Source organism: Phocicoccus schoeneichii, from assembly GCF_014635565.1.
GTDB classification, from domain to species: domain Bacteria; phylum Bacillota; class Bacilli; order Staphylococcales; family Salinicoccaceae; genus Phocicoccus; species Phocicoccus schoeneichii.
The window spans coordinates 514,689-538,461 of sequence record NZ_BMDB01000001.1 but is presented as its reverse complement, the minus strand read 5'-3'; the positions used below and the strand labels follow the sequence as shown (position 1 = coordinate 538,461).

21 protein-coding genes are annotated in these 23,773 nt (G+C 36.9%); all 21 read left to right on the top strand.

What is annotated here, in order from left to right; all coding sequences use genetic code 11:
* Nucleotides 1–95: 95 nt before the first annotated feature.
* The 21 genes from rimP (at nucleotide 96) to IEU51_RS02740 (ending at nucleotide 23,768) form a co-directional block, all read left to right on the top strand.
* On the top strand, nucleotides 96–563 hold the full coding sequence (gene rimP, locus IEU51_RS02840) for a ribosome maturation factor RimP (RefSeq protein ID WP_186087138.1): 468 nt from the start codon (nucleotides 96–98) through the stop codon (nucleotides 561–563).
* A 14-nt stretch (nucleotides 564–577) separates the two neighbouring features.
* Nucleotides 578–1,657, top strand: a complete 1,080-nt coding sequence (nusA, locus tag IEU51_RS02835; protein ID WP_186087141.1) for a transcription termination factor NusA — start codon at nucleotides 578–580, stop codon at nucleotides 1,655–1,657.
* A gap of 32 nt (nucleotides 1,658–1,689) precedes the next feature.
* Nucleotides 1,690–1,956 carry an RNase P modulator RnpM gene (rnpM, locus tag IEU51_RS02830; protein ID WP_408634875.1) on the top strand — a complete coding sequence of 89 codons (267 nt, stop codon included), beginning with the start codon at nucleotides 1,690–1,692 and terminating at the stop codon, nucleotides 1,954–1,956.
* Complete coding sequence (locus tag IEU51_RS02825) at nucleotides 1,953–2,246, top strand: L7Ae/L30e/S12e/Gadd45 family ribosomal protein (protein ID WP_186087144.1); 294 nt, start codon at nucleotides 1,953–1,955, stop codon at nucleotides 2,244–2,246. The genes rnpM and IEU51_RS02825 overlap by 4 nt, the downstream gene beginning before the upstream one ends.
* 17 nt (nucleotides 2,247–2,263) lie before the next feature.
* The gene (gene infB / locus IEU51_RS02820) at nucleotides 2,264–4,390 is read left to right on the top strand and encodes a translation initiation factor IF-2 (protein ID WP_186087147.1); all 2,127 of its coding nucleotides are present in this window, start codon (nucleotides 2,264–2,266) and stop codon (nucleotides 4,388–4,390) included.
* Nucleotides 4,391–4,392: 2 nt separating this feature from the next.
* On the top strand, nucleotides 4,393–4,737 hold the full coding sequence (rbfA, locus tag IEU51_RS02815) for a 30S ribosome-binding factor RbfA (protein ID WP_186087151.1): 345 nt from the start codon (nucleotides 4,393–4,395) through the stop codon (nucleotides 4,735–4,737).
* A 139-nt stretch (nucleotides 4,738–4,876) separates the two neighbouring features.
* Nucleotides 4,877–5,788 carry a tRNA pseudouridine(55) synthase TruB gene (gene truB / locus IEU51_RS02810; RefSeq protein ID WP_186087154.1) on the top strand — a complete coding sequence of 304 codons (912 nt, stop codon included), beginning with the start codon at nucleotides 4,877–4,879 and terminating at the stop codon, nucleotides 5,786–5,788.
* Nucleotides 5,788–6,726: a bifunctional riboflavin kinase/FAD synthetase gene (locus tag IEU51_RS02805; protein ID WP_186087157.1), complete on the top strand. Its 939-nt coding sequence runs from the start codon at nucleotides 5,788–5,790 to the stop codon at nucleotides 6,724–6,726. The genes truB and IEU51_RS02805 overlap by 1 nt, the downstream gene beginning before the upstream one ends.
* A 127-nt stretch (nucleotides 6,727–6,853) precedes the next feature.
* On the top strand, nucleotides 6,854–7,123 hold the full coding sequence (rpsO, locus tag IEU51_RS02800; RefSeq protein ID WP_186087160.1) for a 30S ribosomal protein S15: 270 nt from the start codon (nucleotides 6,854–6,856) through the stop codon (nucleotides 7,121–7,123).
* A gap of 224 nt (nucleotides 7,124–7,347) precedes the next feature.
* Nucleotides 7,348–9,468, top strand: a complete 2,121-nt coding sequence (pnp, locus tag IEU51_RS02795) for a polyribonucleotide nucleotidyltransferase (RefSeq protein WP_186087162.1) — start codon at nucleotides 7,348–7,350, stop codon at nucleotides 9,466–9,468.
* Between the two features lie 12 nt (nucleotides 9,469–9,480).
* Complete coding sequence (locus tag IEU51_RS02790) at nucleotides 9,481–11,157, top strand: ribonuclease J (protein ID WP_229713809.1); 1,677 nt, start codon at nucleotides 9,481–9,483, stop codon at nucleotides 11,155–11,157.
* Nucleotides 11,158–11,219: 62 nt separating this feature from the next.
* On the top strand, nucleotides 11,220–13,631 hold the full coding sequence (locus tag IEU51_RS02785; RefSeq protein WP_186087165.1) for a DNA translocase FtsK: 2,412 nt from the start codon (nucleotides 11,220–11,222) through the stop codon (nucleotides 13,629–13,631).
* 12 nt (nucleotides 13,632–13,643) lie between these two features.
* Nucleotides 13,644–14,909: an EF-P 5-aminopentanol modification-associated protein YfmF gene (gene yfmF / locus IEU51_RS02780; protein WP_186087168.1), complete on the top strand. Its 1,266-nt coding sequence runs from the start codon at nucleotides 13,644–13,646 to the stop codon at nucleotides 14,907–14,909.
* The gene (gene yfmH / locus IEU51_RS02775) at nucleotides 14,890–16,176 is read left to right on the top strand and encodes an EF-P 5-aminopentanol modification-associated protein YfmH (RefSeq protein ID WP_186087171.1); all 1,287 of its coding nucleotides are present in this window, start codon (nucleotides 14,890–14,892) and stop codon (nucleotides 16,174–16,176) included. Before yfmF ends, yfmH begins: the two co-directional genes overlap by 20 nt.
* Nucleotides 16,169–16,855 carry an SDR family oxidoreductase gene (locus IEU51_RS02770; protein WP_186087173.1) on the top strand — a complete coding sequence of 229 codons (687 nt, stop codon included), beginning with the start codon at nucleotides 16,169–16,171 and terminating at the stop codon, nucleotides 16,853–16,855. Before yfmH ends, IEU51_RS02770 begins: the two co-directional genes overlap by 8 nt.
* Nucleotides 16,856–16,871: 16 nt before the next feature.
* Nucleotides 16,872–17,651, top strand: a complete 780-nt coding sequence (locus IEU51_RS02765) for a helix-turn-helix domain-containing protein (RefSeq protein WP_188349267.1) — start codon at nucleotides 16,872–16,874, stop codon at nucleotides 17,649–17,651.
* A gap of 2 nt (nucleotides 17,652–17,653) precedes the next feature.
* Nucleotides 17,654–18,235: a CDP-diacylglycerol--glycerol-3-phosphate 3-phosphatidyltransferase gene (gene pgsA / locus IEU51_RS02760; protein WP_186087179.1), complete on the top strand. Its 582-nt coding sequence runs from the start codon at nucleotides 17,654–17,656 to the stop codon at nucleotides 18,233–18,235.
* 158 nt (nucleotides 18,236–18,393) lie between these two features.
* The gene (gene recA / locus IEU51_RS02755) at nucleotides 18,394–19,443 is read left to right on the top strand and encodes a recombinase RecA (RefSeq protein WP_186088372.1); all 1,050 of its coding nucleotides are present in this window, start codon (nucleotides 18,394–18,396) and stop codon (nucleotides 19,441–19,443) included.
* 140 nt (nucleotides 19,444–19,583) lie between these two features.
* Nucleotides 19,584–21,143 (top strand): ribonuclease Y, encoded by a 1,560-nt coding sequence (rny, locus tag IEU51_RS02750; protein ID WP_186087182.1) that lies wholly within the window; start codon nucleotides 19,584–19,586, stop codon nucleotides 21,141–21,143.
* A gap of 53 nt (nucleotides 21,144–21,196) precedes the next feature.
* The gene (locus IEU51_RS02745) at nucleotides 21,197–21,952 is read left to right on the top strand and encodes a TIGR00282 family metallophosphoesterase (RefSeq protein WP_186087185.1); all 756 of its coding nucleotides are present in this window, start codon (nucleotides 21,197–21,199) and stop codon (nucleotides 21,950–21,952) included.
* 94 nt (nucleotides 21,953–22,046) lie between these two features.
* Nucleotides 22,047–23,768: a 2-oxoacid:acceptor oxidoreductase subunit alpha gene (locus IEU51_RS02740; RefSeq protein ID WP_186087188.1), complete on the top strand. Its 1,722-nt coding sequence runs from the start codon at nucleotides 22,047–22,049 to the stop codon at nucleotides 23,766–23,768.
* Nucleotides 23,769–23,773: the final 5 nt, after the last annotated feature.

Here is a 23,773-nt window from a genome sequence, read left to right as displayed (position 1 = left end):
ATGGTACAATATCAATGATATTAAATACTGTAATGGGGAGAAGAGCGCACGCAAGTACGCTCTTTTCTTACGTTCTGATTGAGGTGAAGTGACACATGAATAGTAGAGAAACAAGTATTTTTGAACATGCTGAACCCGTTGTACGTGAACTCGGCTACAAACTGATTGAAGTTGAATATGCGAAAGAAGGTCCAGACTACTTTTTAAGAATATATCTTGATAAGCCAGGCGGAATTACACTGGATGACTGTGTAAGAGCGAGTGAGGTCCTTGGAGATAAGCTTGACGAATGGGATTTAATTTCTGGAATGTATTTCTTAGATGTGTCATCACCAGGCGCTGAGCGACCAATCAAAGATGATGAAGATTTAGAAATGACACTGGAAAATGGTATCTATGTGAAAACTTATCAAAACATAGATGGTAATAAAGAGTGGACAGGTATTTTAAAATCATATGATGAAGATACGGTGACAGTGATGTACCGTGACAAAACAAGAGAAAAAACAGTAGATATCGACAGAAGTTTAATTGCTACAATCAGAAAAGCAGTTTTACTATGAACGGAGGAAGTTAAGTGAATCAGGAATTATTGAATGCGATAGAATACATTCAAAAGGAAAAAAATATTCCTACAGAAGTATTAATTGAAGCGATTGAAGCAGCATTACTTACTGCTTACAAAAAGAACTATGAGGACCACAAAAATGTCCGCGTTGAATTAAGCATGGAAACAGGAAATTACCGCGTTGTTTCACGTAAAGACGTTGTAGAAGAAGTATTCGATCCAAGTGAAGAAATTGACCTTCTAACAGCGCGCACATATAATCCAGCTTATGAAATTGGTGACCCTTTTGACGAAGATGTAACGCCAGAAGACTTTAACAGAGTTGGTGCTCAAGCAGCAAAACAAGCAGTAATGCAACGTATTCGTGATGCAGAACGTGAGATTCTGTTTGAAGAGTACATCGGCAAAGAAGATGAACTCATCATCGGCGTAATCGACAGAATCGACCACCGTTTCGTATATGTATCTCTCGGTAAGACAGATGCTGTTTTATCTGAAGCAGAACGAATTCCAGGTGAAGAATATAAACCAGGAGAGCGCATTAAAGTGTACTTAAATAAAGTAGAACAAACGACTCGTGGACCACAGATTTATGTTTCAAGAACTCATCCAAACCTTCTTAAGAGATTGTTCGAAGAAGAAGTACCTGAAATTTATGACGGTACTGTAGAAATTATGAGTGTTGCACGTGAAGCGGGTGAGCGTTCTAAGATTTCTGTACATGCAGTAAATAGTGATGTAGATGCTGTTGGATCATGTGTTGGTGCACGTGGTGCTCGTGTTGAAGCAATTGTGGACGAACTTTCTGGAGAAAAAATTGATATCGTATTATGGGATGAAGATCCTAAAGTTTACGTTAAAAATGCACTGTCACCATCAGAAGTTATTGATGTAATTGTAAATGAAGAACACAAATCAACGACTGTAATTGTACCGGATCATCAATTATCATTAGCAATTGGTAAACGCGGACAAAACGCGAGACTCGCTGCTAAGCTTACAGGTTGGAAAATCGATATCATTTCTGAGTCTGATTTTAACAACGAAGAAGATGACTCGGACAGTAACATAGAAGAAATAACTGAATAAGAGGTGTTTCTATAGTGGTGCGTAAAATTCCGATGAGAAAAGATATTTTATCTGGTGAAATGTTTAAAAAGCAAGACTTGATTCGTATTGTAAAAACAAAAGACGGAGAAGTATTTGCTGATGAAACAGGCAAGAAAAACGGACGCGGTGCCTACGTGGTGAAAGATTTAGATAAAGTCAATGAGGCACGCGAAAAGAAAATCTTAGAGTCGAAGTTAAAAGTAGATTCAGAGACACTTGGACCTATTTATGACGAGATTATTCGTTTAATCTACAGAGAGGATATTCCAAAGCGATGAGTAAAGTACTTAATATGCTGGGATTAGCCACTCGTGCAAGAAAAGTAACTAATGGTGAAGAAATCACATTAGATGCAATAAAACAACATCAAGTACAACTCGTATTTTTAGCGAGTGATGCAGGACAAAGTACAAAAAAGAGAATCGAAAATAAATGTAATAGTAATAATATTCCACTCGTTACAGAGTTTACAAAAACTGAACTTTCAATGGCTACTGGCGCGTTAAATAGGGTAGTTATAGGAGTAACAGATAGTGGATTTAGAAAACATATGCTCGAGCTCTTATAGGAAAGGAACGTGTTTCAATGAGTAAGATGAGAATTCATGAATACGCGAAAGCTCATGATTTACAGAGTAAAGATGTAATCGACACATTAAATGCCAATGGGGGAGACTTTAAAAGTCACATGGCATCATTAGAGGATGAAGATATTAAAGTTCTCGATAATAAATTTAAAAAGGCTGAGCCAAAGAAAGAAAATAAAAAGCCTGAAAACAAAAAGCAAGACAATAACAACAAGAAAAATAATCAACCTCATGGTAAGAACAATAAAAACAACAAGAATAGCAAAAATAACAAGAACAACAAAAACAACCAAAACAAAAACAACCAAAACAAAAACAACACTGCTAAAAAAGACCATGGTAACGATAAAAAGACTGCTCCTAAAGAAGAAGGACCAAAAGTATTTACTTATGTAGAAGGTATTACTGTTGGTGAACTTGCTGAGAAAATCGGTGTAGATGCTTCTAAAGTGGTTAAAGATTTATTCATGCTTGGTATCATGACAAATATTAACCAATCATTAGATAATGAAGCAGTTGAGATTGTAGCAGATAACTATGGTTATACTGTAGAACAAGAAGTTGTGATTGACGATACAGACTTAGATGTATACTTCGATATTGATGAGAGTGAATTAACTGAAGAGCGTCCAAGTATTGTTACAATCATGGGACACGTTGACCATGGTAAAACAACACTTCTTGACTCTATCAGAAATGCAAACGTGACTGAAGGAGAAGCGGGCGGAATCACTCAGCACATCGGTGCTTACCAAATTAACTGGAATGATAAAGACATCACTTTCCTTGATACACCAGGACACGAAGCGTTCACAACAATGCGTGCACGTGGTGCTCAAGTAACAGATATTACAATTCTAGTTGTTGCAGCAGATGACGGTGTAATGCCACAAACAATTGAAGCATTAAACCACGCGAAAGCTGCAGAAGTACCAATTATTGTTGCTGTAAACAAAGTAGATAAGCCAACAGCAAATCCAGACAGAGTTATGACTGAGCTTGGTGAATACGGATTATTCCCAGAAGACTGGGGCGGAGACACAATCTTCGTACCACTGTCAGCATTAACGGGTGAAGGTATCGATGATTTATTAGAAATGATCACGCTTGTTGGTGAAATGCAAGAACTTAAAACGTCACATGACCGTGAAGCAATCGGTACAGTTATCGAGGCAGAGCTTGATAAGTCACGTGGACCAGTTGCAACTTTACTTGTTCAACACGGTACTTTAAACGTAGGAGACTCTCTAGTAGTAGGTAATACTTACGGTAAAGTACGTGCGATGGTGAACGATTTAGGTAAACGAATTAAAACTGCAGGTCCAAGTTTACCAGTTGAAATTACTGGTTTAAACGATATTCCTGAAGCGGGAGACCGTTTTGTTGTCTTTAAAGATGATAAAAAAGCCCGTCAAATCGGTGAAGAACGTGCAGAAAACAAAGTACTTCGTGACAGAGAAGTTACGAATAAAGTCAGCCTAGAAAACCTCTTTGAAACACTTAAAGAGGGTGAACTAAAAGACTTAAACTTAATCTTAAAAGCAGATGTACAAGGTACAGTTGAAGCATTAGCAGCATCACTTATGAAGATCGATGTTGAGGGTGTTAACATCCGTATCATCCACACTGGTGTAGGTGCAATCAACGAATCAGACGTAACACTCGCGAACGCATCTAATGCGATTATCATTGGTTTCAACGTACGTCCTGACTCAAATGCACGTCGTACAGCGGATGCAGAGAAAGTAGACATTCGTCTACACAGAGTGATCTACAAAGCGCTTGAAGAAATTGAACAAGCGATGAAAGGTATGCTTGATCCAGAGTACGAAGAAAAAGTAATTGGTAATGCTGAAGTACGTCAGACATTCAAAGTATCTAAAGTAGGTACGATTGCAGGTTCTTACGTTACAGACGGTAAAATTACAAGAGACGCAGGCGTACGTGTGATTCGTGACGGCGTAGTGATTTTCGAGGGAGAACTTGACGCACTTAAACGTTTCAAAGATGATGTGAAAGAAGTTGCAGCAGGATACGAATGTGGTATCACTGTTAAAAATTATAATGACCTTAAAGAAGGCGACATTATCGAAGCATTTATCATGGTTGAGATTGCGAGGGTTTAATTATGGTAAAAAGATCTGACAGAGTAGCTGAAGAAATTAAAAAAGTAATCAGTGAAACTTTAATTACAGAAGTGAGCGAGAAAGAAGACAACTTAGGTCTCATAACAATCACTGAAGTAGAAGTTACAGAAGAAATGGAGAATGCAAATGTATTCTTCACAACTCTGAATGACGATAAAGAAAAAACAAAAGAGATGCTTAACAAATACAAAGGATTATTTAGAACAGCAGTTGCTAAAAAAATCCGTATGAGAAAAGCACCAGAAATCTTCTTCCATTACGATGGATCAGTTGAATACGGTAGCCGTATCGACGAACTACTAAATCAACTTAGTAAAGAAGACTAATTAGAAGTTTAGACACGAGAAACTTTTCTCGTGTCTTTTTTTGTTTTAGATTACTCATCTATACTTCAGTCACTTTATCCTTTCTGACTACTCTCATATTCGTTATAATTAAAGATGATTAATATTAGGAGATATAGTTATGTATAATGGTGTTTTTGCGGTTGATAAGCCGGAAGGGATGACGAGTCATGATGTGGTTACTCGTGTTCGTCGTCTATTAAAAATGAAAAAGGTAGGACATACGGGGACGCTAGATCCTGCCGTAACTGGTGTGCTTCCAATCGTTGTTGGTAGTGCGACTCAGCTCACTGAGATCTTACAGGAGAGAGACAAGGGATATCGTGCGACGGTGACTCTTGGTTTCAGCACTAATACTGAGGACCAGACGGGCAAAGTAGTTGAAACCTCTGATATTAGAGCTGTCGACATCTCTAAAATCGACGAAGTAATCGAGAGTTTCTTAGGGGATTATGATCAGCAAGTACCAGCGTATAGCTCAGTTCGTGTGAACGGTAAGAAGCTTTATGATTACGCTCGGAAAGGGATTGAAGTAGAGCGTCCTGTACGTACTGTCGAAATCAAAGAAATCACTCGTGTCTCTGATATTGTCGAAGATAAAGACACGATTTGCTTCGACATCGACGTTATCTGTTCGAAAGGAACATATATCAGAACGCTTGCTGTAGACATCGGTCGTAAGCTCGGCATCCACGCGCACATGTCCAAACTTCGTCGTACATTATCGTGTGGTATTAAACTAGAAGAGACAACACCGCTAGATCATCTGTCTAAAGAAGACTTAATACCAATTTTAGATGTTTTAGATGATATTCCAAGATTCGAAATCACAGAAGAAAACGACATTTTTCGTATTGCAACTGGGCAAAAAATCACAGATATTGATATGATTAAAATAATTGGTTCTGATTTAAGCCGTGTACTCTTCACTGTTGAAGAAAAACCTGTCGGTATTTATCAGAAACATCCCACAAAAACTGGATGGTATAAACCTTTTAAAATGTTTTTAACAAGAGAGGATTTAATGGAGTAATGGAAGTTATCAGACTGCAGTATCCAAACGAATTTAAAGTAAATGAAGATGAACAAATCGCAGTTGCTCTTGGATTCTTCGATGGATTACACATCGGACACCAAGAAGTTATCAATACAATGATCGAAATTGCAGAGAAGAAAGGGTTAAAAAAATCTGTATTAACATTTGACCCACATCCGTCCGTTGTTCTAAGTCAAAAACAACAACGCACGACATATATCACACCTCTTCCAGTTAAAGAGAAAATGCTTGAAGAATATGGTATCGACTATTTGTTTGTCGTTAATTTCTCAAGTGAATTTGCACAACTTTCACCAGATACTTTTGTAAAAGATTATCTAATTGGTAGCAATGTAAAAGAAGTCATTGCTGGATTTGATTTCTCATATGGGTATATGGGCAAAGGTTCTGTAGCAACTCTAGAGCAATATAGCGAATTTAATATAACAAGTATCGTTCAAAAAGAAGATGATGGAGAAAAGATCTCAACAACACGTATTAGAGAGTTATTAAGCGAAGACAAATTAGAAGAGGCAAACCGCCTACTTGGTCGCTCATACAGTATAGAAGGTTTCGTCGTGCAAGGAGAAAAGCGTGGTCGCACAATCGGTTTCCCAACAGCGAATATCGAGCCGTCTTATAAATATTTCTTACCATCGCTCGGCGTTTATGCAGTAACATTGACAATTGGATCGGATCCTACAGTTTATAAAGGAGTCGCTTCAATCGGTGTGAAACCAACGTTCCATGAAAATCACAAAGTAACAATTGAAGTGCACATCATTGACTACGATCGTACAATTTACGGTGAGACAGTTACTGTTTACTGGGAGCACTTCATTCGACATGAACTCAAATTTGATGGATTAGACGCGTTAATTGAAGCGATTCAAGAAGATAAAGACAAGGCAATCGAACTGTTAAAAGACAAATAAAAAAGCGCCAGATGACTTGCTATAGTGATGTGAATTTTGTATAATTGTCTAAGTGCTTTATCTTGGTGATTAGAAACTCCAACTGTCACTCAGATATTAGCGTATAAAGAAAAAGGAGGATATTGCTATGTCAATGTCAAAAGAAAGAAAACAACAATTAATTGAAGAGTACCGCGTACACGAAACTGATACTGGATCTCCAGAAGTTCAAATCGCAGTTCTAACTGAAGAAATCAACACTTTAAACGAACACTTACGTACTCATAAAAAAGACCACCACTCACGTCGTGGACTTCTTAAAATGGTAGGTCGTCGTAAACACCTATTAACTTACTTACGTGAAAAAGACGTTCAACGTTACCGTGACTTAATCGGTAAACTTGGATTACGTCGTTAATTTAGTAAAATAGAGGCATGTTTCCTTGTTTTTATAAGGGGACATGCCTTTTGTTTTTAGGTTTTAACCAGTTATTTAAAAGCGTTTTATAAAGATTAGGTGGTACGGTTTTTGAATTCAATTTCCTTATAGACATCAGTGTTTAGCCTAACTTTTTTTGCTATAATATAAAGACTAATAATGGTATGATAAAGAGAGTGTATATAGAGGAGAGTAAAAAGATTATGACTGAAACAAACAAACAAGTGTTTGAAACAGAATGGGCAGGACGTCCATTAATCGTTGAGTATGGCGAAGTAGCAAAACAAGCGAATGGGGCTGTACTTGTACGTTACGGTGATACTGTGGTTTTATCAACAGCTACAGCATCTAAAGAACCAAAAGACATCGACTTTTTCCCGTTAACAGTTGCATTTGAAGAAAAATTATATGCAGCAGGTAAAATCCCAGGAGGATTTAACAAACGTGAAGGTCGTCCAAGTGAAGAAGCAACATTGACAAGTCGTCTGATTGACAGACCATTAAGACCATTATTCCCAGATGGATTTAGACATGATGTTCAAATCATTTCATCTGTATTATCAGTTGACCCGGAAGCATCTACTGCAATGGCAGCAATGCTTGGATCTTCACTCGCATTATCAGTATCTAATATTCCATTTAACGGACCAATCGCTGGCGTTAAAATTGGACTTGTTGACGGAGAGTTCGTTGTAAACCCAAGCGAAGAGATTTTAAAACACTCTGAACTAGAACTTGATGTTGCTGGTACATATGAAGCCATCAACATGGTTGAAGCAGGAGCAAAAGAAGTGCCGGAAGACAAAATGTTAGAAGCAATTCTTTTCGCACATGAAGAAATCAAAAAAGTAATAGAGTTTGAAAACAAAATTATTGAAGCCATCAACCCAGAAAAAATGGAATTCATTCCAGCTGAAGTAGATCCTTCATTAAAAGCACAAGTAGAAGAAATTGCTGAAGAAAATAATATTGGGGACGCAATTTTAACTGTAGACAAACAAGACCGTGAAGCACGCATTGCTGAAATTCGTGAAAAAGTAATCGCACTATTTGACGAAGAATCTGAAACATACGAAGAAGATGTTAAAGCTGCACGTGGTGTATTTGAAGCATTGGTTTACGACGAAGTTCGTCGTTTAATTACTGAAGACAAAATTCGTCCAGATAGACGTAAGCCAGACGAAATCAGACCACTTAATTCACAAGTAGGTCTACTGCCAAGAGCACACGGATCTGGTTTATTTACACGTGGGCAAACTCAAGTACTTTCAGTTGCGACTCTAGGTTCTATGAGCGAGTACCAAATCATCGATGGTTTAGGTGAAGCAAGTGAAAAACGCTTCATGCATCACTATAACTTCCCACACTTCTCAGTAGGGGAAACTGGACCGTTACGTGCACCAGGTCGTCGTGAAATCGGACACGGTGCATTAGGTGAACGCGCATTACAACAAGTTATTCCTTCAGCTGAGAAATTCCCGTACACAATTCGCGTTGTTTCTGAAGTATTAGAATCGAACGGCTCATCTTCACAAGCATCAATCTGTGGTGGTACACTCGCATTAATGGATGCTGGTGTACCAATTAAAGCACCCGTTGCAGGTATTGCAATGGGTATGATGATGAAAGACGGTAACTATACAATTCTTTCAGATATTCAAGGTATGGAAGACGCTTTAGGAGACATGGACTTTAAAGTTGCAGGTACTGAAAAAGGAATCACTGCAATCCAAATGGATATTAAAATTGATGGATTAGCTGAAGAAATTCTACGCGAGTCATTAGAACAAGCTAGAGTTGGACGCTTACACATTTTAGAAAACATGTTAGCAACATTAGAGGGGCCAAGAGAAACACTTTCTAAATACGCACCTAAGATTGAAACAATGACAATCAATCCGGACAAAATCCGTGATGTTATTGGACCTGGTGGTAAGAAAATCAACGAAATCATTGATGCAACAGGCGTAACTCTTGATATTGAACAAGACGGTACAATCTTCATCGGTGCAGTTGATCAAGAAATGATCACTAAAGCGCGTGAGATTATTGAAGAAATTACACGTGAAGCGGTTGTTGGAGAAGTGTACATGGGTACAGTTAAACGTGTTGAAAAATTCGGTGCATTCGTTGAGCTATTCAAAGGAAAAGACGCACTCGTACACGTATCACAACTTGACACCAAGCGTGTTGAAAAAGTAGAAGACTTTGTTAAAGAGGGCGATCAGTTCTTAGTTAAAGTAACTGAAATTGACAAACAAGGACGCGTCAATGCATCGCGCAAAGTTTTAATAAAGAATGACGAAGAGAAAAAAGATAAGTAAGGAGGGGTAAAGTTGGCAGAAAAGAAAGAAGAAACACCAAAAATTAAAATTATACCTCTCGGCGGTGTTGGTGAAATCGCAAAAAACATGTATATCGTTGAAGTAGAAGACGAAATGTTTATGTTAGATGCGGGACTCATGTTTCCTGAGGACGAAATGCTCGGTGTAGATGTCGTCATCCCTGACATCACTTATGTTAAAGAGAATAAAGATCGCCTAAAAGGTATCTTTATTTCTCATGGGCATGAGGACTCAATCGGTGCTTTACCTTACATCATCGAAGAATTAAATGCACCAATCTATGCCTCAAAATTAACGATTGGTTTAATCAAAGAAAGATTTAAAGAACATAAAGTGAGAAAGAAACAAAAGTTCTTTACTATTACATGTGACTCTAAAATGAACTTTAAAAATTGTTCATTTGAATTCTTTGAAACGTCACATACGATTCCAGATTCATATGGTTGCTCAATTGAAACTAAGTGGGGAAAAATCGTTTATGCTGGTGAATTCAAATTTGACCAAAGTCTTGAAGGAGACTATGGCTACAATATGGGTAAAATGTATGAAATTGCAAAAAGCAATGACGTACTCGCACTCATCAGTGATTCAACTGAAGCGGAAAAACGAGGGTATAATACACCAGAAAACATTATCGAAAGCCATATTTTAAGTGCATTCTTAAAAACACGTGGTCGTATTATTGTGTCTTGTTATGCATCTAACTTTGTTAGAATTCAGCAAGTATTAACAAACGCACATAAAGCAAATCGTAAAGTGACATTCTTAGGTAAGACTTTAGAGTCGAGCTTTAAAGTAGCGAGAAATTTAGGATATTTCAACATTCCTGATGGATTATTAATCCCATCTCATGAACTAAAAAAATATCCAGATAATGAAGTTGTAATCATCGCAACAGGTTCTCAAGGTGAACCAATCGAAGCGTTAGGCCGTATGAGCCGTGGCTCACATGATGTTACGAATATCAAAGAAGGCGATGCTGTTTATATCTTAACGACACCATCGTCGAACATGGAAGTGGTGTTATACAGCACGCTAAATGATTTAGTAAAAGCTGGAGCCGACGTACATTCACCAACTTCAGATATTCACGCATCTAGTCATGGTCTAAGTGAAGAATTAAAAATGATGTTAAACATATTTAAACCGGAATACTTCATTCCAGTTCAAGGGGAATACAAAGAGCAAATTGCTCACGCTAAGCTTGCAACAGAAACAGGTGTTGTACCTGAGAAGATTTTCCTTTTAGAAAAAGGAGACGTGGTAAGCTTTGATGGAAAAGAAATGACATCAAGTGATAAAGTGACCGCTGGTAACGTATTAATTGACGGTAAGGGTGTCGGAGACGTCGGTAATATCGTATTACGAGACCGTAGAATTTTAAGTGAAGATGGAATTTTTATTGCGGTTGTTACCATTGACAGAGAAACTAGAACAATTGAAGCAGGACCTGAAATTCAATCACGAGGATTCGTGTATGTAAAAGAGAGCGAAGAACTGTTAAAACAATCTGAAGCACTTGTAAGAGAAATTGTTGAAGATTCGTTATCAAACAGACGTGTCGATTATAGTACACTGAAACAAAATGTGAGAGATGCTCTTGGGAAGTATCTATTTGAAAGCACAAAACGCAGACCAATGATCATTCCAATCGTTTCTGAAATATAATCACACTATGGAGATACTCGTTTGTATCTCCTCATTTTTTATTTATTGAAAGGACTTTTGCTATGGCGAGAAAGAAAAGTACGAGACGTAGTAAAAAGAAGGATAGACAACGATATTTTGCCCTCACAAGCTTCTTAATAATTTTAATTATACTTATTGCAGTCTTTCAACTCGGCTCCGTAGGTGAATATATCGATTCTATGTTTACTTATCTCTTTGGAACAAGCAGATATTTTACGTATATGATTATCGTACTGACAAGTGTTTATACAGCAATGAACCTTCATTTTCCGTTTACTAGACGTATGATGGGTTATGTATTTTTACAGTTTGGCTTTATATACTTATTCCACGGGATTCTATACTTTACGAATCGACCACTGACTGAAAACTTCTATACGTTTATGGAAACGAGAGTTCTAATTGAAGAGACTGGATTTAAAAACTTCACTGGTGGAGGCACAATCGGCCAATCCATGTTTTCATTCTTAAGTAGTGGAATTAGCTTCTTCGGGACGATGGTTTTATCTATCGTATTCATTTACTTTGCGATTATTCTAATTAAAAACGAAAGTATTGAAGCAGCACTTAGAAGAGATTTCGTAAGAGTGGGTGAGATGTTTAAGAAATTATTTAAATCTACTTCAGAGATGGTTTCTTCTCAAAGAGAGAAATCTAAAACTAAAGTAGATAAAAAACAAGAAACACCTGTTGTTAAATCAACGTCAGATGATGAAAAACCAGAAAAACAGAATAAACAACAGAGAAAAAAACCACTTATGGATGCGTTTAAAAAGAAAGATCAGACTGAAAAAGCGACAACAGAAGAAGCTCCTGAAGTATTTGAACCACAGATTTTTGTATCTGATGAAGAATATATGGATACAGGTGACGATATTCAGGAAGAAAATTCAGAAGAACCGTCTGACTTTAAAATTGAAGAAGAGAAAAGCGATTCTGTAGAACTCGAATACGAAGAAGAAGACCTCGACGAAACCATTAGCACGGATGCACCAAAACCGAATACGGAAGAAGATGAGCTTGATGATTCTGAAGTTAAAGCGCTCATCGAATATAAGACTCCTCCAATTACATTACTGAAAGATGCGGATAACGTAGAAAAAGTTTCGAATAAAGCAGTATTAGAGCAAGGTAAAGTGCTAGAAGAAACACTTCGCAACTTTGGAGTGAGTGCGAAAGTTTCTAAGATTCGAATTGGTCCAGCCGTTACACAGTTTGAAATCCAACCTGATATTGGTGTAAAAGTATCTAGAATAATCAACCTTCAAAACGATATTGCACTTTCTCTAGCAGCGAAAGATATTCGTATTGAAGCACCAATTCCAGGTAAGTCAGCTGTTGGTATTGAAGTACCAAACTCAGTTATTTCTATGGTGACGTTACGCGAAGTTATGAAACGTAAATCAACAGACAATGTGCTTGAAGTGGGACTTGGTAAAGATATTTCAGGTGCACCCATCATGGCAGAGTTAAATAAAATGCCTCACTTACTTGTAGCAGGTTCTACAGGTAGTGGTAAATCTGTATGTATTAACGGTATTATCGTATCTATTTTACTGAACGCTAAACCACATGAGGTAAAACTCATGATGATTGACCCTAAAATGGTAGAATTAAATGTCTATAATGGTATTCCTCATTTACTGAGCCCTGTTGTTACAAATCCACAAAAAGCTGCAGATGCGTTAAACAGAATCGTAAATGAAATGGAACGTCGTTATGATCTATTCAGTGCGACTCATACGAAAAATATTTCAGCATACAATAAATATTTAGAGAAAAATGCAGAGAATCCTGATAAGGTCACTAAGATGCCCTATATCGTAGTAATCATAGATGAACTTGCAGACCTTATGATGGTTGCATCAAAAGATGTAGAAGCGTCGATTACAAGAATCGCACAGATGGCACGTGCAGCGGGTATTCATTTGATTATCGCGACTCAGCGTCCGTCCGTTGACGTTATCACAGGTATTATCAAGGCAAATATACCTTCAAGAATTGCATTTGCCGTAAGTTCATCTACAGACTCAAGAACAATTATCGACTCTGGAGGCGCAGAAAAACTACTTGGTAAAGGAGACATGCTCTTCTTACCATCTGGACGTTCTAAACCGCTTCGTGTGCAAGGTGCGTTTCTTTCAGACGATGAAGTACTCGATGTCGTAGAATTTGTTACATCACAAATGAAAGCAAACTATGAGAAATCTGTTATTTTAAATCAAGAGAAAAAAGAAGTAGAAGAAGTCGAATCAGAAGACGAACTATACGGTGAAGCAAAATGGTTTGTTATTGAAGAACAGCGCGCGTCAGCAAGTTTACTCCAACGACAATTTAGAATTGGTTATAACCGTGCAGCTAGACTCGTCGATGATTTAGAAAGAAATGGTATCATTGGACCAGCGAGTGGTTCAAAACCACGTAATGTACTGGTACAAGAGCATGATGTATAAGGAGTTTTATATGTGAAAATTAATGAAACTACTGTAAATAATATTCCGATAATAGATATTAGAACAGATAAGTTCAAAACATTTACGATACGTATCTCATTCAGAAATACGTTAGATGAAAAAACAACAACGATTAGAAATATTCTTTCAAGAATGATGATTAAACGCACGAAAAATTTAAGAACTGAAACAGAGCTTGTTCAGTTCTTAGCTAAATATTATGGTGCGCATCTGACTGAAGGAACGACAAAACGTGGAGATTCGCATATCGTGAATTTCACATTAGAATTTGCCAACGAACGTTTTATTCATGAAGATTTAAACATCTTTAATGATTTATGTGAATTCTTAAATGATATCTTAACAACACCATTTGAATATACAGACGAATGGCAATCATTCTTAGACCAAGAGAAGAGACTTCATAAAAATAAGCTCTCTCTTCTCCTGGACAGTTCTATGCAGCGTGCGTATATCAACATGCTAAATATCATGTTTAAAGATGAACCAAATCGTCACATGTCTTTCGGTAAAATCGATGAGATTGATTCAATCACATTAGAAGACATCATGAAAGAGCACAAAAAGATGATGGAAGAAGACGAAATGGTCGTTCTCGTTGTCGGTCAAACAACAGACAACAACATTAAATCTTTAGAAAAAATTTATTCACGTGATAATTATGTGAAACTGCCGTTCAATGGATTTAATGGACAAGTGTCGAATGTTATCAATTATCAAACAGATGTCGAAAAAATTGAACAAGCAAAAACAATCTTAGGTTTTAGAATCGATAAAAAACAAGCAGACATGATGAGTGCGCGAATCTTTAACAGAATGTTTGGTGGCGGTGCTGCATCATTCTTATTCATGAACTTGCGTGAAAAGTTATCGTTAGCGTACCAAATTCATTCAGAACTAGATATTAAAAACGGTGTGCTCTTCGCAATTGCAGGTGTAGATTTTAACAGAGTGAAAGAAACAGAGATTCATGTCATGAAAGAATTAGAGAAATTTAGAAATGGTGATTTCACAGAAGAATTCTTGCAAGAATCTAAAAATCAATTCCTTTCAGCACGCTTAGATGCGATGGACAAACCTAAAGGTGTTATTGCGACATTATATGGTCACTTCTTAGCAGGTATTGATTTTGATTATGTAGATGAGCAACTATCGCTTGTTACAAAAGAATCTGTAATGAATGTAGCCAAACACACGCATTTAGATACTGTATATACATTGACTGGAGGTGAGTCAAATGGAAGTCACACACTATAAAGATATAGACGAGACAGTCTATCATGAAAAAATGAATAACGGTTTAGAAGTTGTTTATATCAAGAAGGGTGGATTCAACAAGAAGTTTGTCACCTACACAACTAAATTTGGTTCAATGGACAATGACTTTACTGTAGACGGCATACGTCACCAAATACCTGACGGTATCGCTCATTTCTTAGAGCATAAGATGTTCGAGAAAGAAGACGGAGATGTATTCAACAAATTCTCTCAGAACGGTGCAAACGCGAATGCATTTACATCATATGACAGAACAACATATCTATTTTCTTGTACTGAAAATTTTTATGAGAACTTAAAATTACTTATGGATATGGTGGAAACACCGTATTTCACAGATGAATCGGTAAAAAAAGAAATCGGTATTATCAATGAAGAAATCAAGATGTATCAAGACAATCCAGGGTTTAGAGTGTATAACCAATTGTTAGAATCTCTTTATCAGAAGCATCCAATCAGAATTGATATCGCAGGCACACTAGAGTCAATCAGTGAAATTACAAAAGATACACTCTATATGTGCCATGAGACATTTTATGCACCAAACAACATGGTCATGGTGATCGTCGGAGATTTCGATACTGAAGAGTTGTTTGAGTTTATCCGTACGCATCAAGACAACCGTAATATCGAGGTCTTAAAAGAAATTACGCACCACTTTGAAGTAGAACCTAAAGACGTTTTAGAAAGTGTTGCAACGACTCCAATGAACGTGTCAGATACTAGACTCATGCTTGGATTTAAATATTTAGAGTCTGGTGAAGAAGATAAATACAACGAAGCCAAACGTGATATTATCATGATGTTTGCGCTAGATATGGTATTTGGTGCACAGTCTAAATATTATTATGAGCTGATGAATGAGTCGTTAATAGACGAATCATTTAACTTTGGATTTTCAGCAGAGCACACATATGGACACACACTCTTTACGTCACGAGGAAGTAACGCTAAAGACGTTGTGAAACGCATATTAGAAATTATCGAAGAAGTGAATACGACGGATTATTTCACAGATGAAATGCTGTTATCACAAAAGAGAGAGTTACTCGGAGATTATTTATCATCCCTTGACTCACCAGAGTATATCGCAAACCAATATACAAAATATCTACTTGACGGAAACAACTTATATCAAGTGCCATCAATCGTAGATGGTATTACTCTGGAAGATGTGAAAGTGACGTTTAAGGAAGTCTTAGACCCTAAATATATGTCAGAATCACTCATTGTACCGTATGAGTAATATTTTAATTGTCGGTGCAACAGGAGACATAGGTAATGCGATTCATGAACAATTTAGTGAGAGTTACATTATTACGGTATCTAAAAAAAGAAGACCACTACTAAAGAGTAACCATCACTTCTTAGATCTTACTAAAGAAGTGAATAATGGTGATATGGAAGAAATATTTGCCGGATTAACGCATCTTGATGCACTCATTTATACTCCAGGATTCGCACAGTTCGATATGATCCAAGATGTGACGATGAATGATATCGATACTCAGTACACACTCTCAATTAAAAACTTAGTAGTCTTTATCCAAGCAGCACTTCCACTTTTAAAGAAAAGCAAAAATGGAAGAATAATTGTTGTTACTTCAATATGGGGTCAAGTAGGAGCGAGTTGTGAAAGCATTTATTCATCTATGAAAGGTGCTCAAAACACACTTGTAAAATCGCTCGCCAAGGAACTCGCATTAACCAATGTTACAGTTAATGCGGTCGCACCTGGCGTTGTTCGAGGGTCTATGACAAACGAATTAAGTGACGTGGATCAACAAATTTTATTAAATGAACTTCCACAAAATAGATTTATTGATGCGAGTGAAGTAGCATCTCTTGTAGAATTTATTTGTACTGAATCTTCAAAGTCTATTACTGGAGAGGTATTCAATTTAAACGGTGGTTGGTATACTTAAATGGAATTAAGGAAATGTGGTGAAACAATTGAAACTTGGTCCATTGCTTAGAAAAAGGCGTGAACAGTCTGGTGTTACTTTAAAAGAAATGTCTGAACGTTCTAAATTAAAAAGAACAATTATACAAATTATAGAAACAGGGGAGTTCTTAAATCTTCCTAACCCAAAACATGCAAAATTATTAATACTAGAATACACAAGAGCGCTTAACTTGAATGGACACGAGTTAATTGAGCGCTATAAAGATGAATTACCAACAAAAAAAGAAGTGATTGAAACAAGGCATAAGAGTCAAAATGATGCTTTCCAGTATTTAAGAAAGTCTCTCATCACTCTAGGAGCCATCATACTATCTCTGTTTGTTGTTTGGTTTATTCTTTTACAGATTGGAGCAGACGGCAATCTTTTTACTAAAAAGCCAATTTATGACGCAGTTTCAAGTGAAGGTGCAATCGTAAAGAACCAAAAAGAAGAAGTCCAAAGTGAGACTAATATAGAATTTGTTGGTTTAGATGGTAACACGCTCGTTTATAACATTGAAACGAGTGAACCAATTAGTTTTTCGTTCCATTCTAAAAATACCTTAATCAATCTAACAGACAATCTAAATACTGGATATGTCTATGATACGATTAGTGAAGGTCAATATGATATCAATGATGATGCGACTGAATTATTATTTGCTGTTGAAGATGCAACAAGCATGAATATCACAATCAATAATATTCAGTTAAATCCTGAAGATAGAAGCGATAAGAAAACTGTATTCTATCAGTTCAATATAGAAAGGAAATAATTATGAATCTTCCAAATCAGATTACCGTTGTACGTATCTTACTGATTCCTGTCTTCATCGTTTTTGCAATTGTAGACTTTGGATTTGGTAATACAAGCTTTTTAGGTGGATTAGAGATTCGTGTAGAGCAATTAATTGCGGGAATTATCTTTGTTGTCGCAAGTTTAACTGATGCACTCGATGGATATCTTGCACGAAAATTAAATTTAATTACAAATATGGGGAAATTTTTAGACCCATTAGCGGATAAACTACTCGTTGCAAGTGGGCTGATCATTCTAGTTGAATGGCATACAATTTCAAGTTGGATTGCTATCGTCATCATTGCACGTGAATTTGCTGTGACTGGTTTAAGACTCTTACAAGTCGAACAAGGGTTTGTAAGTGCCGCTGGCCAACTTGGGAAAGTGAAAACAGTTTTCCAAATGCTTGCACTCGTATTTTTACTATTTGGTGATATATTCGTAGAGTATATTGAGTTTTCACTTGGTATGATTTTCATGTATATTGCTGTGTTATTTACAATACTCTCAATGATTGAGTATTTTTATAAAGGCAGAAACGTTTTTATGAATCAAAAATAGTACAGAAAATAGACAACTGTAAAATTCATATGCAGTTCATGATTAATGCTAAAATATAATTAAAGAACTGTCACTAAAAAAGCGAACGTATATTCGCTTTTTTTATTTTGCTGTGTTATAATTTGATAGAACTTATATATCGGAAATTTCGGAGGTTTATTATGAGCGAAAGACAAAAAGCATTAGACACTGTTATAAAAAATATGGAAAAAGCATTCGGTAAAGGATCAGTAATGAAACTTGGTGACGACCCAGGTCGTAAAGTAAACACAACATCTTCAGGTTCTATTACACTTGACAGTGCACTTGGTGTAGGTGGATATCCACAAGGACGAATTATTGAAATTTATGGACCAGAATCATCCGGTAAAACAACTGTTGCACTTCATGCGATTGCAGAAGTCCAACGCCAAGGCGGTATCGCTGCTTTCATCGATGCAGAGCACGCACTTGATCCAGTCTATGCTAAAAACTTAGGCGTAGATATTGAAAACCTCTACCTTTCTCAACCAGATACAGGTGAGCAAGGATTAGAAATTGCAGAAGCATTTGTTAGAAGTGGTGCAGTGGATATCGTTGTTGTAGACTCAGTAGCAGCTCTTACTCCTAAAGCAGAAATTGAAGGAGAAATGGGAGATACGCACGTTGGTTTACAAGCACGACTAATGTCACAAGCACTACGTAAACTTTCAGGTGCAATTTCTAAAAGTAATACAACAGCAATTTTCATTAACCAAATTCGTGAAAAAGTCGGCGTAATGTTCGGTAATCCAGAGGTAACTCCTGGTGGACGTGCGTTAAAATTCTATAGCTCAGTACGCTTAGAAGTACGTCGTGCAGAACAGCTTAAACTCGGTCAAGATATCGTTGGTAACAGAACAAAAATTAAAGTCGTTAAAAATAAAGTGGCACCACCATTTAGAGTCGCAGAAGTAGATATCATGTATGGTCAAGGCATTTCTCGTACAGGAGAAGTCATTGATCTAGGTGTAGAATACGACATTGTTGATAAGAGCGGTGCTTGGTATTCATACAACGGTGAAAGACTCGGACAAGGTAAAGAAAATGTTAAAGAGTATCTTTCAGAGAACAAGGCGATCTTAGATGAGATCGAAAGTCGACTAAGAGAAGCACTTGGATTTAATGGTGAGCAAAACGAAGTTTCAACTGAAGAATTTGAAGACGAAGATACACTATTAGATAACTAATCTTTAATCAAGCACTGGGCTCTCCTAGTGCTTGATTTATTTTAAAATAAACTATACTATAAATATGTATGATAAATTCAAAAATTTAAAATACATTATAATCAACACACTGAAAAATAAGCTTTAGGGAGGTGTTTTTTGTGGACTTACAAGACATTTTCTTAATCTTATTTGGTATTATCCTAGGTGTTGTTATCGGATATTTTATCGTAAATAATATATTGACTAAAAGACAAGAAGAAGCAAGAAAGTCAGCGAGTCATATTATTGCGGAAGCTGAAAAAGAAGCAACGAACTTGAAGAAAGAAAAGTTGCTTGAAGCAAAAGAAAAGAATCAAAAATTAAGAGAAGCATTTGATCGTGAAACGAGTGAGTCACGTGATAATCTAAAATCATTTGAATCTAGACTTTTAAATCGTGAAACGACTCTTGATACTAAGAGCGAACTCTTAGATAAGAAAGACGAGATGCTTGATTCAAAAGAGGCAAAAATTGAAGAAAAACAGCAAATGGTAGATGCCAGAGAAAAAGAGATTAACGAAATTATCAGTCAACAAAATTCAGAACTAACTCGCATCTCCGGACTAACAAGAGACGAAGCAAAAGAAGAAATTTTTGCAGAACTCGAAAAAGAACTGTCACATGATATGGCCGTAATGGTCAAAGAAAAGAAAGCCGAAATGGAACAAACTGTAGAGAAAGACGCAAGAGAGCTTCTTGCAACTGTGACTCAGCGTTATGCAGCTGAATACACAAGTGAATCTACGGTGTCAGTAGTAAACCTACCAAATGACGAAATGAAAGGTAGAATCATTGGACGTGAAGGTCGTAACATCAGAACGATTGAAACGCTGACAGGTGTCGATTTAATTATCGACGATACACCTGAAGCAGTAATTCTTTCTGGATTTGACCCGATCAGACGTACGATTGCAAAAAATGCCTTAGAAGAGCTCGTTAAAGATGGACGTATTCATCCAGGTAGAATTGAAGAAATGGTAGACAAAGCACGCCGTAACATCGAAACAGAGATTCGAGATGCAGGTGAGCAAGCAGCATTTGAAGTAGATATTCACAACTTACATCCTGAACTTATCAAACATTTAGGTAAGATGAAGTTCAGATTGAGCTATGGACAAAACGTTTTAAAACACTCAGTCGAAGTTGGATTCTTATCAGGTATGCTTGCAGCAGAACTCGGACTAGATGTATCCCTTGCTCGTAGAGCAGGATTACTACATGACATCGGTAAATCGATTGACCATGAGATTGAAGGATCTCACGTAGAAATCGGTGCAAACTTAGCAAAACGCTATAAAGAATCTGATGTTGTAATAAATGCAATCGAGTCGCATCACGGTGATGTAGAACCGAATAATATAATTTCAATCATTGTAGCAGCAGCAGATGCGCTGAGTGCAGCACGACCAGGAGCTCGTAGAGAGACTCTTGAGAACTATGTCAAACGACTGGAAAACCTTGAGCAAATCGCGCTCGGTTATAAAGGTGTGGAAAAATCATTTGCGATTCAAGCAGGTAGAGAAATCCGCATCATGGTGAGTCCAGAAGAGATCGATGATGTAAAAGCACATCGACTTGCACGTGACATTAAAGCACAAATTGAAGATGAACTGCAATATCCAGGGCACATTAAAGTGACAGTTGTCCGCGAGATGAGGGCAGTAGAATATGCCAAATAAAGATTGGAACTCTGTTTCCAATCTTTTTTATTTAGAAAATAGTGAGGGTTATTATGAGAATATTATTTATCGGTGATATCGTCGGTAAAATCGGACGACGTATGGTTAAAGATCATCTATCAGAATTGAAAAAAACACATCATATTAATTTTACAATTGCCAATGGTGAGAACAGTGCACATGGTAAAGGAATCACAAAGTCCATTTATAAAGAACTCACAGTAGCTGGTGTAGACTTTATCACTCTAGGAAATCATGCGTTCCATAAAGATGAAGTGCATGAACTTCTAGAAACAAAAAACATTATCAGACCTGCAAACTACCCAGATAGTGTTACAGGTGATGGGTACAAAATCGTAAATATAAATAGTATTAAACTCCTAATTGTAAATATTCAAGGACGTAGTTTTATGGAAGCCATAGACAATCCATTTACAAAAATTGATTCCATTTTAGAAGCGAACACATACGACGAAGCTTTTGTAGATTTCCACGCAGAGACAACAAGCGAGAAAATAGCGATGGGGTATTATTTAGATGGTCGCGTCAATGCAGTTGTTGGTACACATACGCACGTTCAAACAAATGATGAAAAGATATTAGAAAAAGGAACTGCATATATCACAGATGTTGGAATGACTGGATATAGTGAAGGAGTTCTTGGGATTGACCGAAAAGCAGTAATCGACCGTTTCATAGATCAACTACCCAAACGCCACGAAGTACCTGAAAATGGACCTGGTATTTTATCGGCAGTAGTCATTGATACGAATAAGAAAACGATTGAGAAAATAAGAATTGAGGAATAGTCGTCCGATAGACTGATTTTGTTAAAAGCACACTAAGATTCTTAAAGAAACCCAATATTTTTGATATAGTTACATTACTAGGAGGCTAGAAATAATGATTAGTCAATTATCGTGGAAAGTCGGCGGTCAGCAAGGTGAAGGTATCGACTCGACTGGTGAAATTTTTTCCACTACATTAAATCGAATGGGGTATCACTTGTATAGTTATCGTCATTTCTCATCTAGAATTAAAGGTGGACATACAAATAACAACATTCGTATCTCATCAAAAGAAGTAAGATCTATTTCCGATCACATAAATATACTCGTTGCATTTGACCAAGAAACAATCGACGTCAATGCACATGAACTTGTTTCTGACGGGGTTATTTTAGCTGATGCTAAATTTAAACCAACGAAACCTGAAGGAATTGAAGCAGCATTAATACAAGTGCCATTCACAGAAATTGCTCAGGAACACGGCAGTAAATTAATGAAGAACATGGTTGCTGTAGGTGCGAGTGCAAGACTCATGCACCTACATAGTCAAGATTTTGAAGATATGATTTACAAAATGTTCATTAGAAAAGGACAAGAGATTGTTGATAGCAACATTCAAGCATTGCTTGCTGGATATGAATACATTCAAAATAAATCAGAATTCATCGAAGGTGATTTTGAACTAGAGAAAGTTGAAAAACGCGATCAACTTTACCTCATTGGTAACGATGCGATAGCTTTCGGAGCATTAAACGCAGGTGTTAGATTTATGGCAGCATACCCAATCACACCCGCAAGTGACATCATGGAATACATGATTCAGCACTTACCAAGTGTTAAGGGAACAGTCATTCAAACTGAAGATGAAATCGCAGCTGTCACTATGGCAATCGGTTCAAACTATGCTGGTGCAAGAAGTTTCACATCATCTTCAGGTCCTGGTCTATCTCTAATGATGGAATCTATCGGTTTATCTGGCATGACTGAAACACCTCTTGTAATTGTAGATGCAATGCGTGGAGGTCCGTCAACAGGACTACCAACCAAGCAAGAGCAATCAGATCTCATGCAGATGATTTATGGAACGCATGGAGATATTCCAAAAATCATTCTTTCACCAACTGATGTGGAAGATGCATTTTATCTTACAACAAAAGCATTTAACTTAGCTGATAAATACCAACTTCCAGTGATTGTTCTTTCTGACCTACAGATGTCACTTGGTAAGCAAACAACACCTGTGTATGACTTAAGTAAAGTCACTATCGACAGAGGTAAGATGATTACGGATCAGATTGCTGACGAAAATGGGGATTACTATGAGCGCTATGAAATTACTGAAGACGGTATTTCTAGTCGTCCAATTCCAGGTGTTAAAGGTGGAATTCACCACGTAACTGGTGTAGAACACAACTCGATCGGTACACCAAATGAAGGTTCAGTAAACCGAAAAGCACAAATGGATAAGAGAATGTTGAAAGTAAAAGACTTCTCATTAGATAAGCCATTTAAAGTTAATGGTGAAAAAGAAAGTGAGCTACTCATCATCAGCTTCCTAAGTGTAAATGGAGCAGTAGATGAAGCGGTAGAACGTATTGATAACAACATTACTGTAATTCACATGCGTCAATTATTCCCAGTCCCAATCGAGGCATTAAGACCTTATTTAGACGGTGCGAAAAAAATCTCAGTAATCGAACAGAACTATACAGGTCAATTATTTAACATCATCAAGATGAACTATGGTGGACATGACAAAATGGACACATTCGTTAAATATGATGGAACGCCATTCAAGCCTGTAGAAATTGAAGATTATATCAACGATATATTATAAAAAGG

Coding starts and splice junctions, on each gene's coding strand:
- IEU51_RS02745 (WP_186087185.1), top strand. CDS start 21,197: ATGAGAATATTATTTATCGGTGATATCGTCGGTAAAATCGGACGACGT.
- rnpM (WP_408634875.1), top strand. CDS start 1,690: ATGAGAAAAGATATTTTATCTGGTGAAATGTTTAAAAAGCAAGACTTG.
- rimP (WP_186087138.1), top strand. CDS start 96: ATGAATAGTAGAGAAACAAGTATTTTTGAACATGCTGAACCCGTTGTA.
- pgsA (WP_186087179.1), top strand. CDS start 17,654: ATGAATCTTCCAAATCAGATTACCGTTGTACGTATCTTACTGATTCCT.
- infB (WP_186087147.1), top strand. CDS start 2,264: ATGAGTAAGATGAGAATTCATGAATACGCGAAAGCTCATGATTTACAG.
- IEU51_RS02825 (WP_186087144.1), top strand. CDS start 1,953: ATGAGTAAAGTACTTAATATGCTGGGATTAGCCACTCGTGCAAGAAAA.
- IEU51_RS02740 (WP_186087188.1), top strand. CDS start 22,047: ATGATTAGTCAATTATCGTGGAAAGTCGGCGGTCAGCAAGGTGAAGGT.
- pnp (WP_186087162.1), top strand. CDS start 7,348: ATGACTGAAACAAACAAACAAGTGTTTGAAACAGAATGGGCAGGACGT.
- IEU51_RS02785 (WP_186087165.1), top strand. CDS start 11,220: ATGGCGAGAAAGAAAAGTACGAGACGTAGTAAAAAGAAGGATAGACAA.
- rpsO (WP_186087160.1), top strand. CDS start 6,854: ATGTCAATGTCAAAAGAAAGAAAACAACAATTAATTGAAGAGTACCGC.
- rbfA (WP_186087151.1), top strand. CDS start 4,393: ATGGTAAAAAGATCTGACAGAGTAGCTGAAGAAATTAAAAAAGTAATC.
- yfmH (WP_186087171.1), top strand. CDS start 14,890: ATGGAAGTCACACACTATAAAGATATAGACGAGACAGTCTATCATGAA.
- truB (WP_186087154.1), top strand. CDS start 4,877: ATGTATAATGGTGTTTTTGCGGTTGATAAGCCGGAAGGGATGACGAGT.
- IEU51_RS02805 (WP_186087157.1), top strand. CDS start 5,788: ATGGAAGTTATCAGACTGCAGTATCCAAACGAATTTAAAGTAAATGAA.
- IEU51_RS02770 (WP_186087173.1), top strand. CDS start 16,169: ATGAGTAATATTTTAATTGTCGGTGCAACAGGAGACATAGGTAATGCG.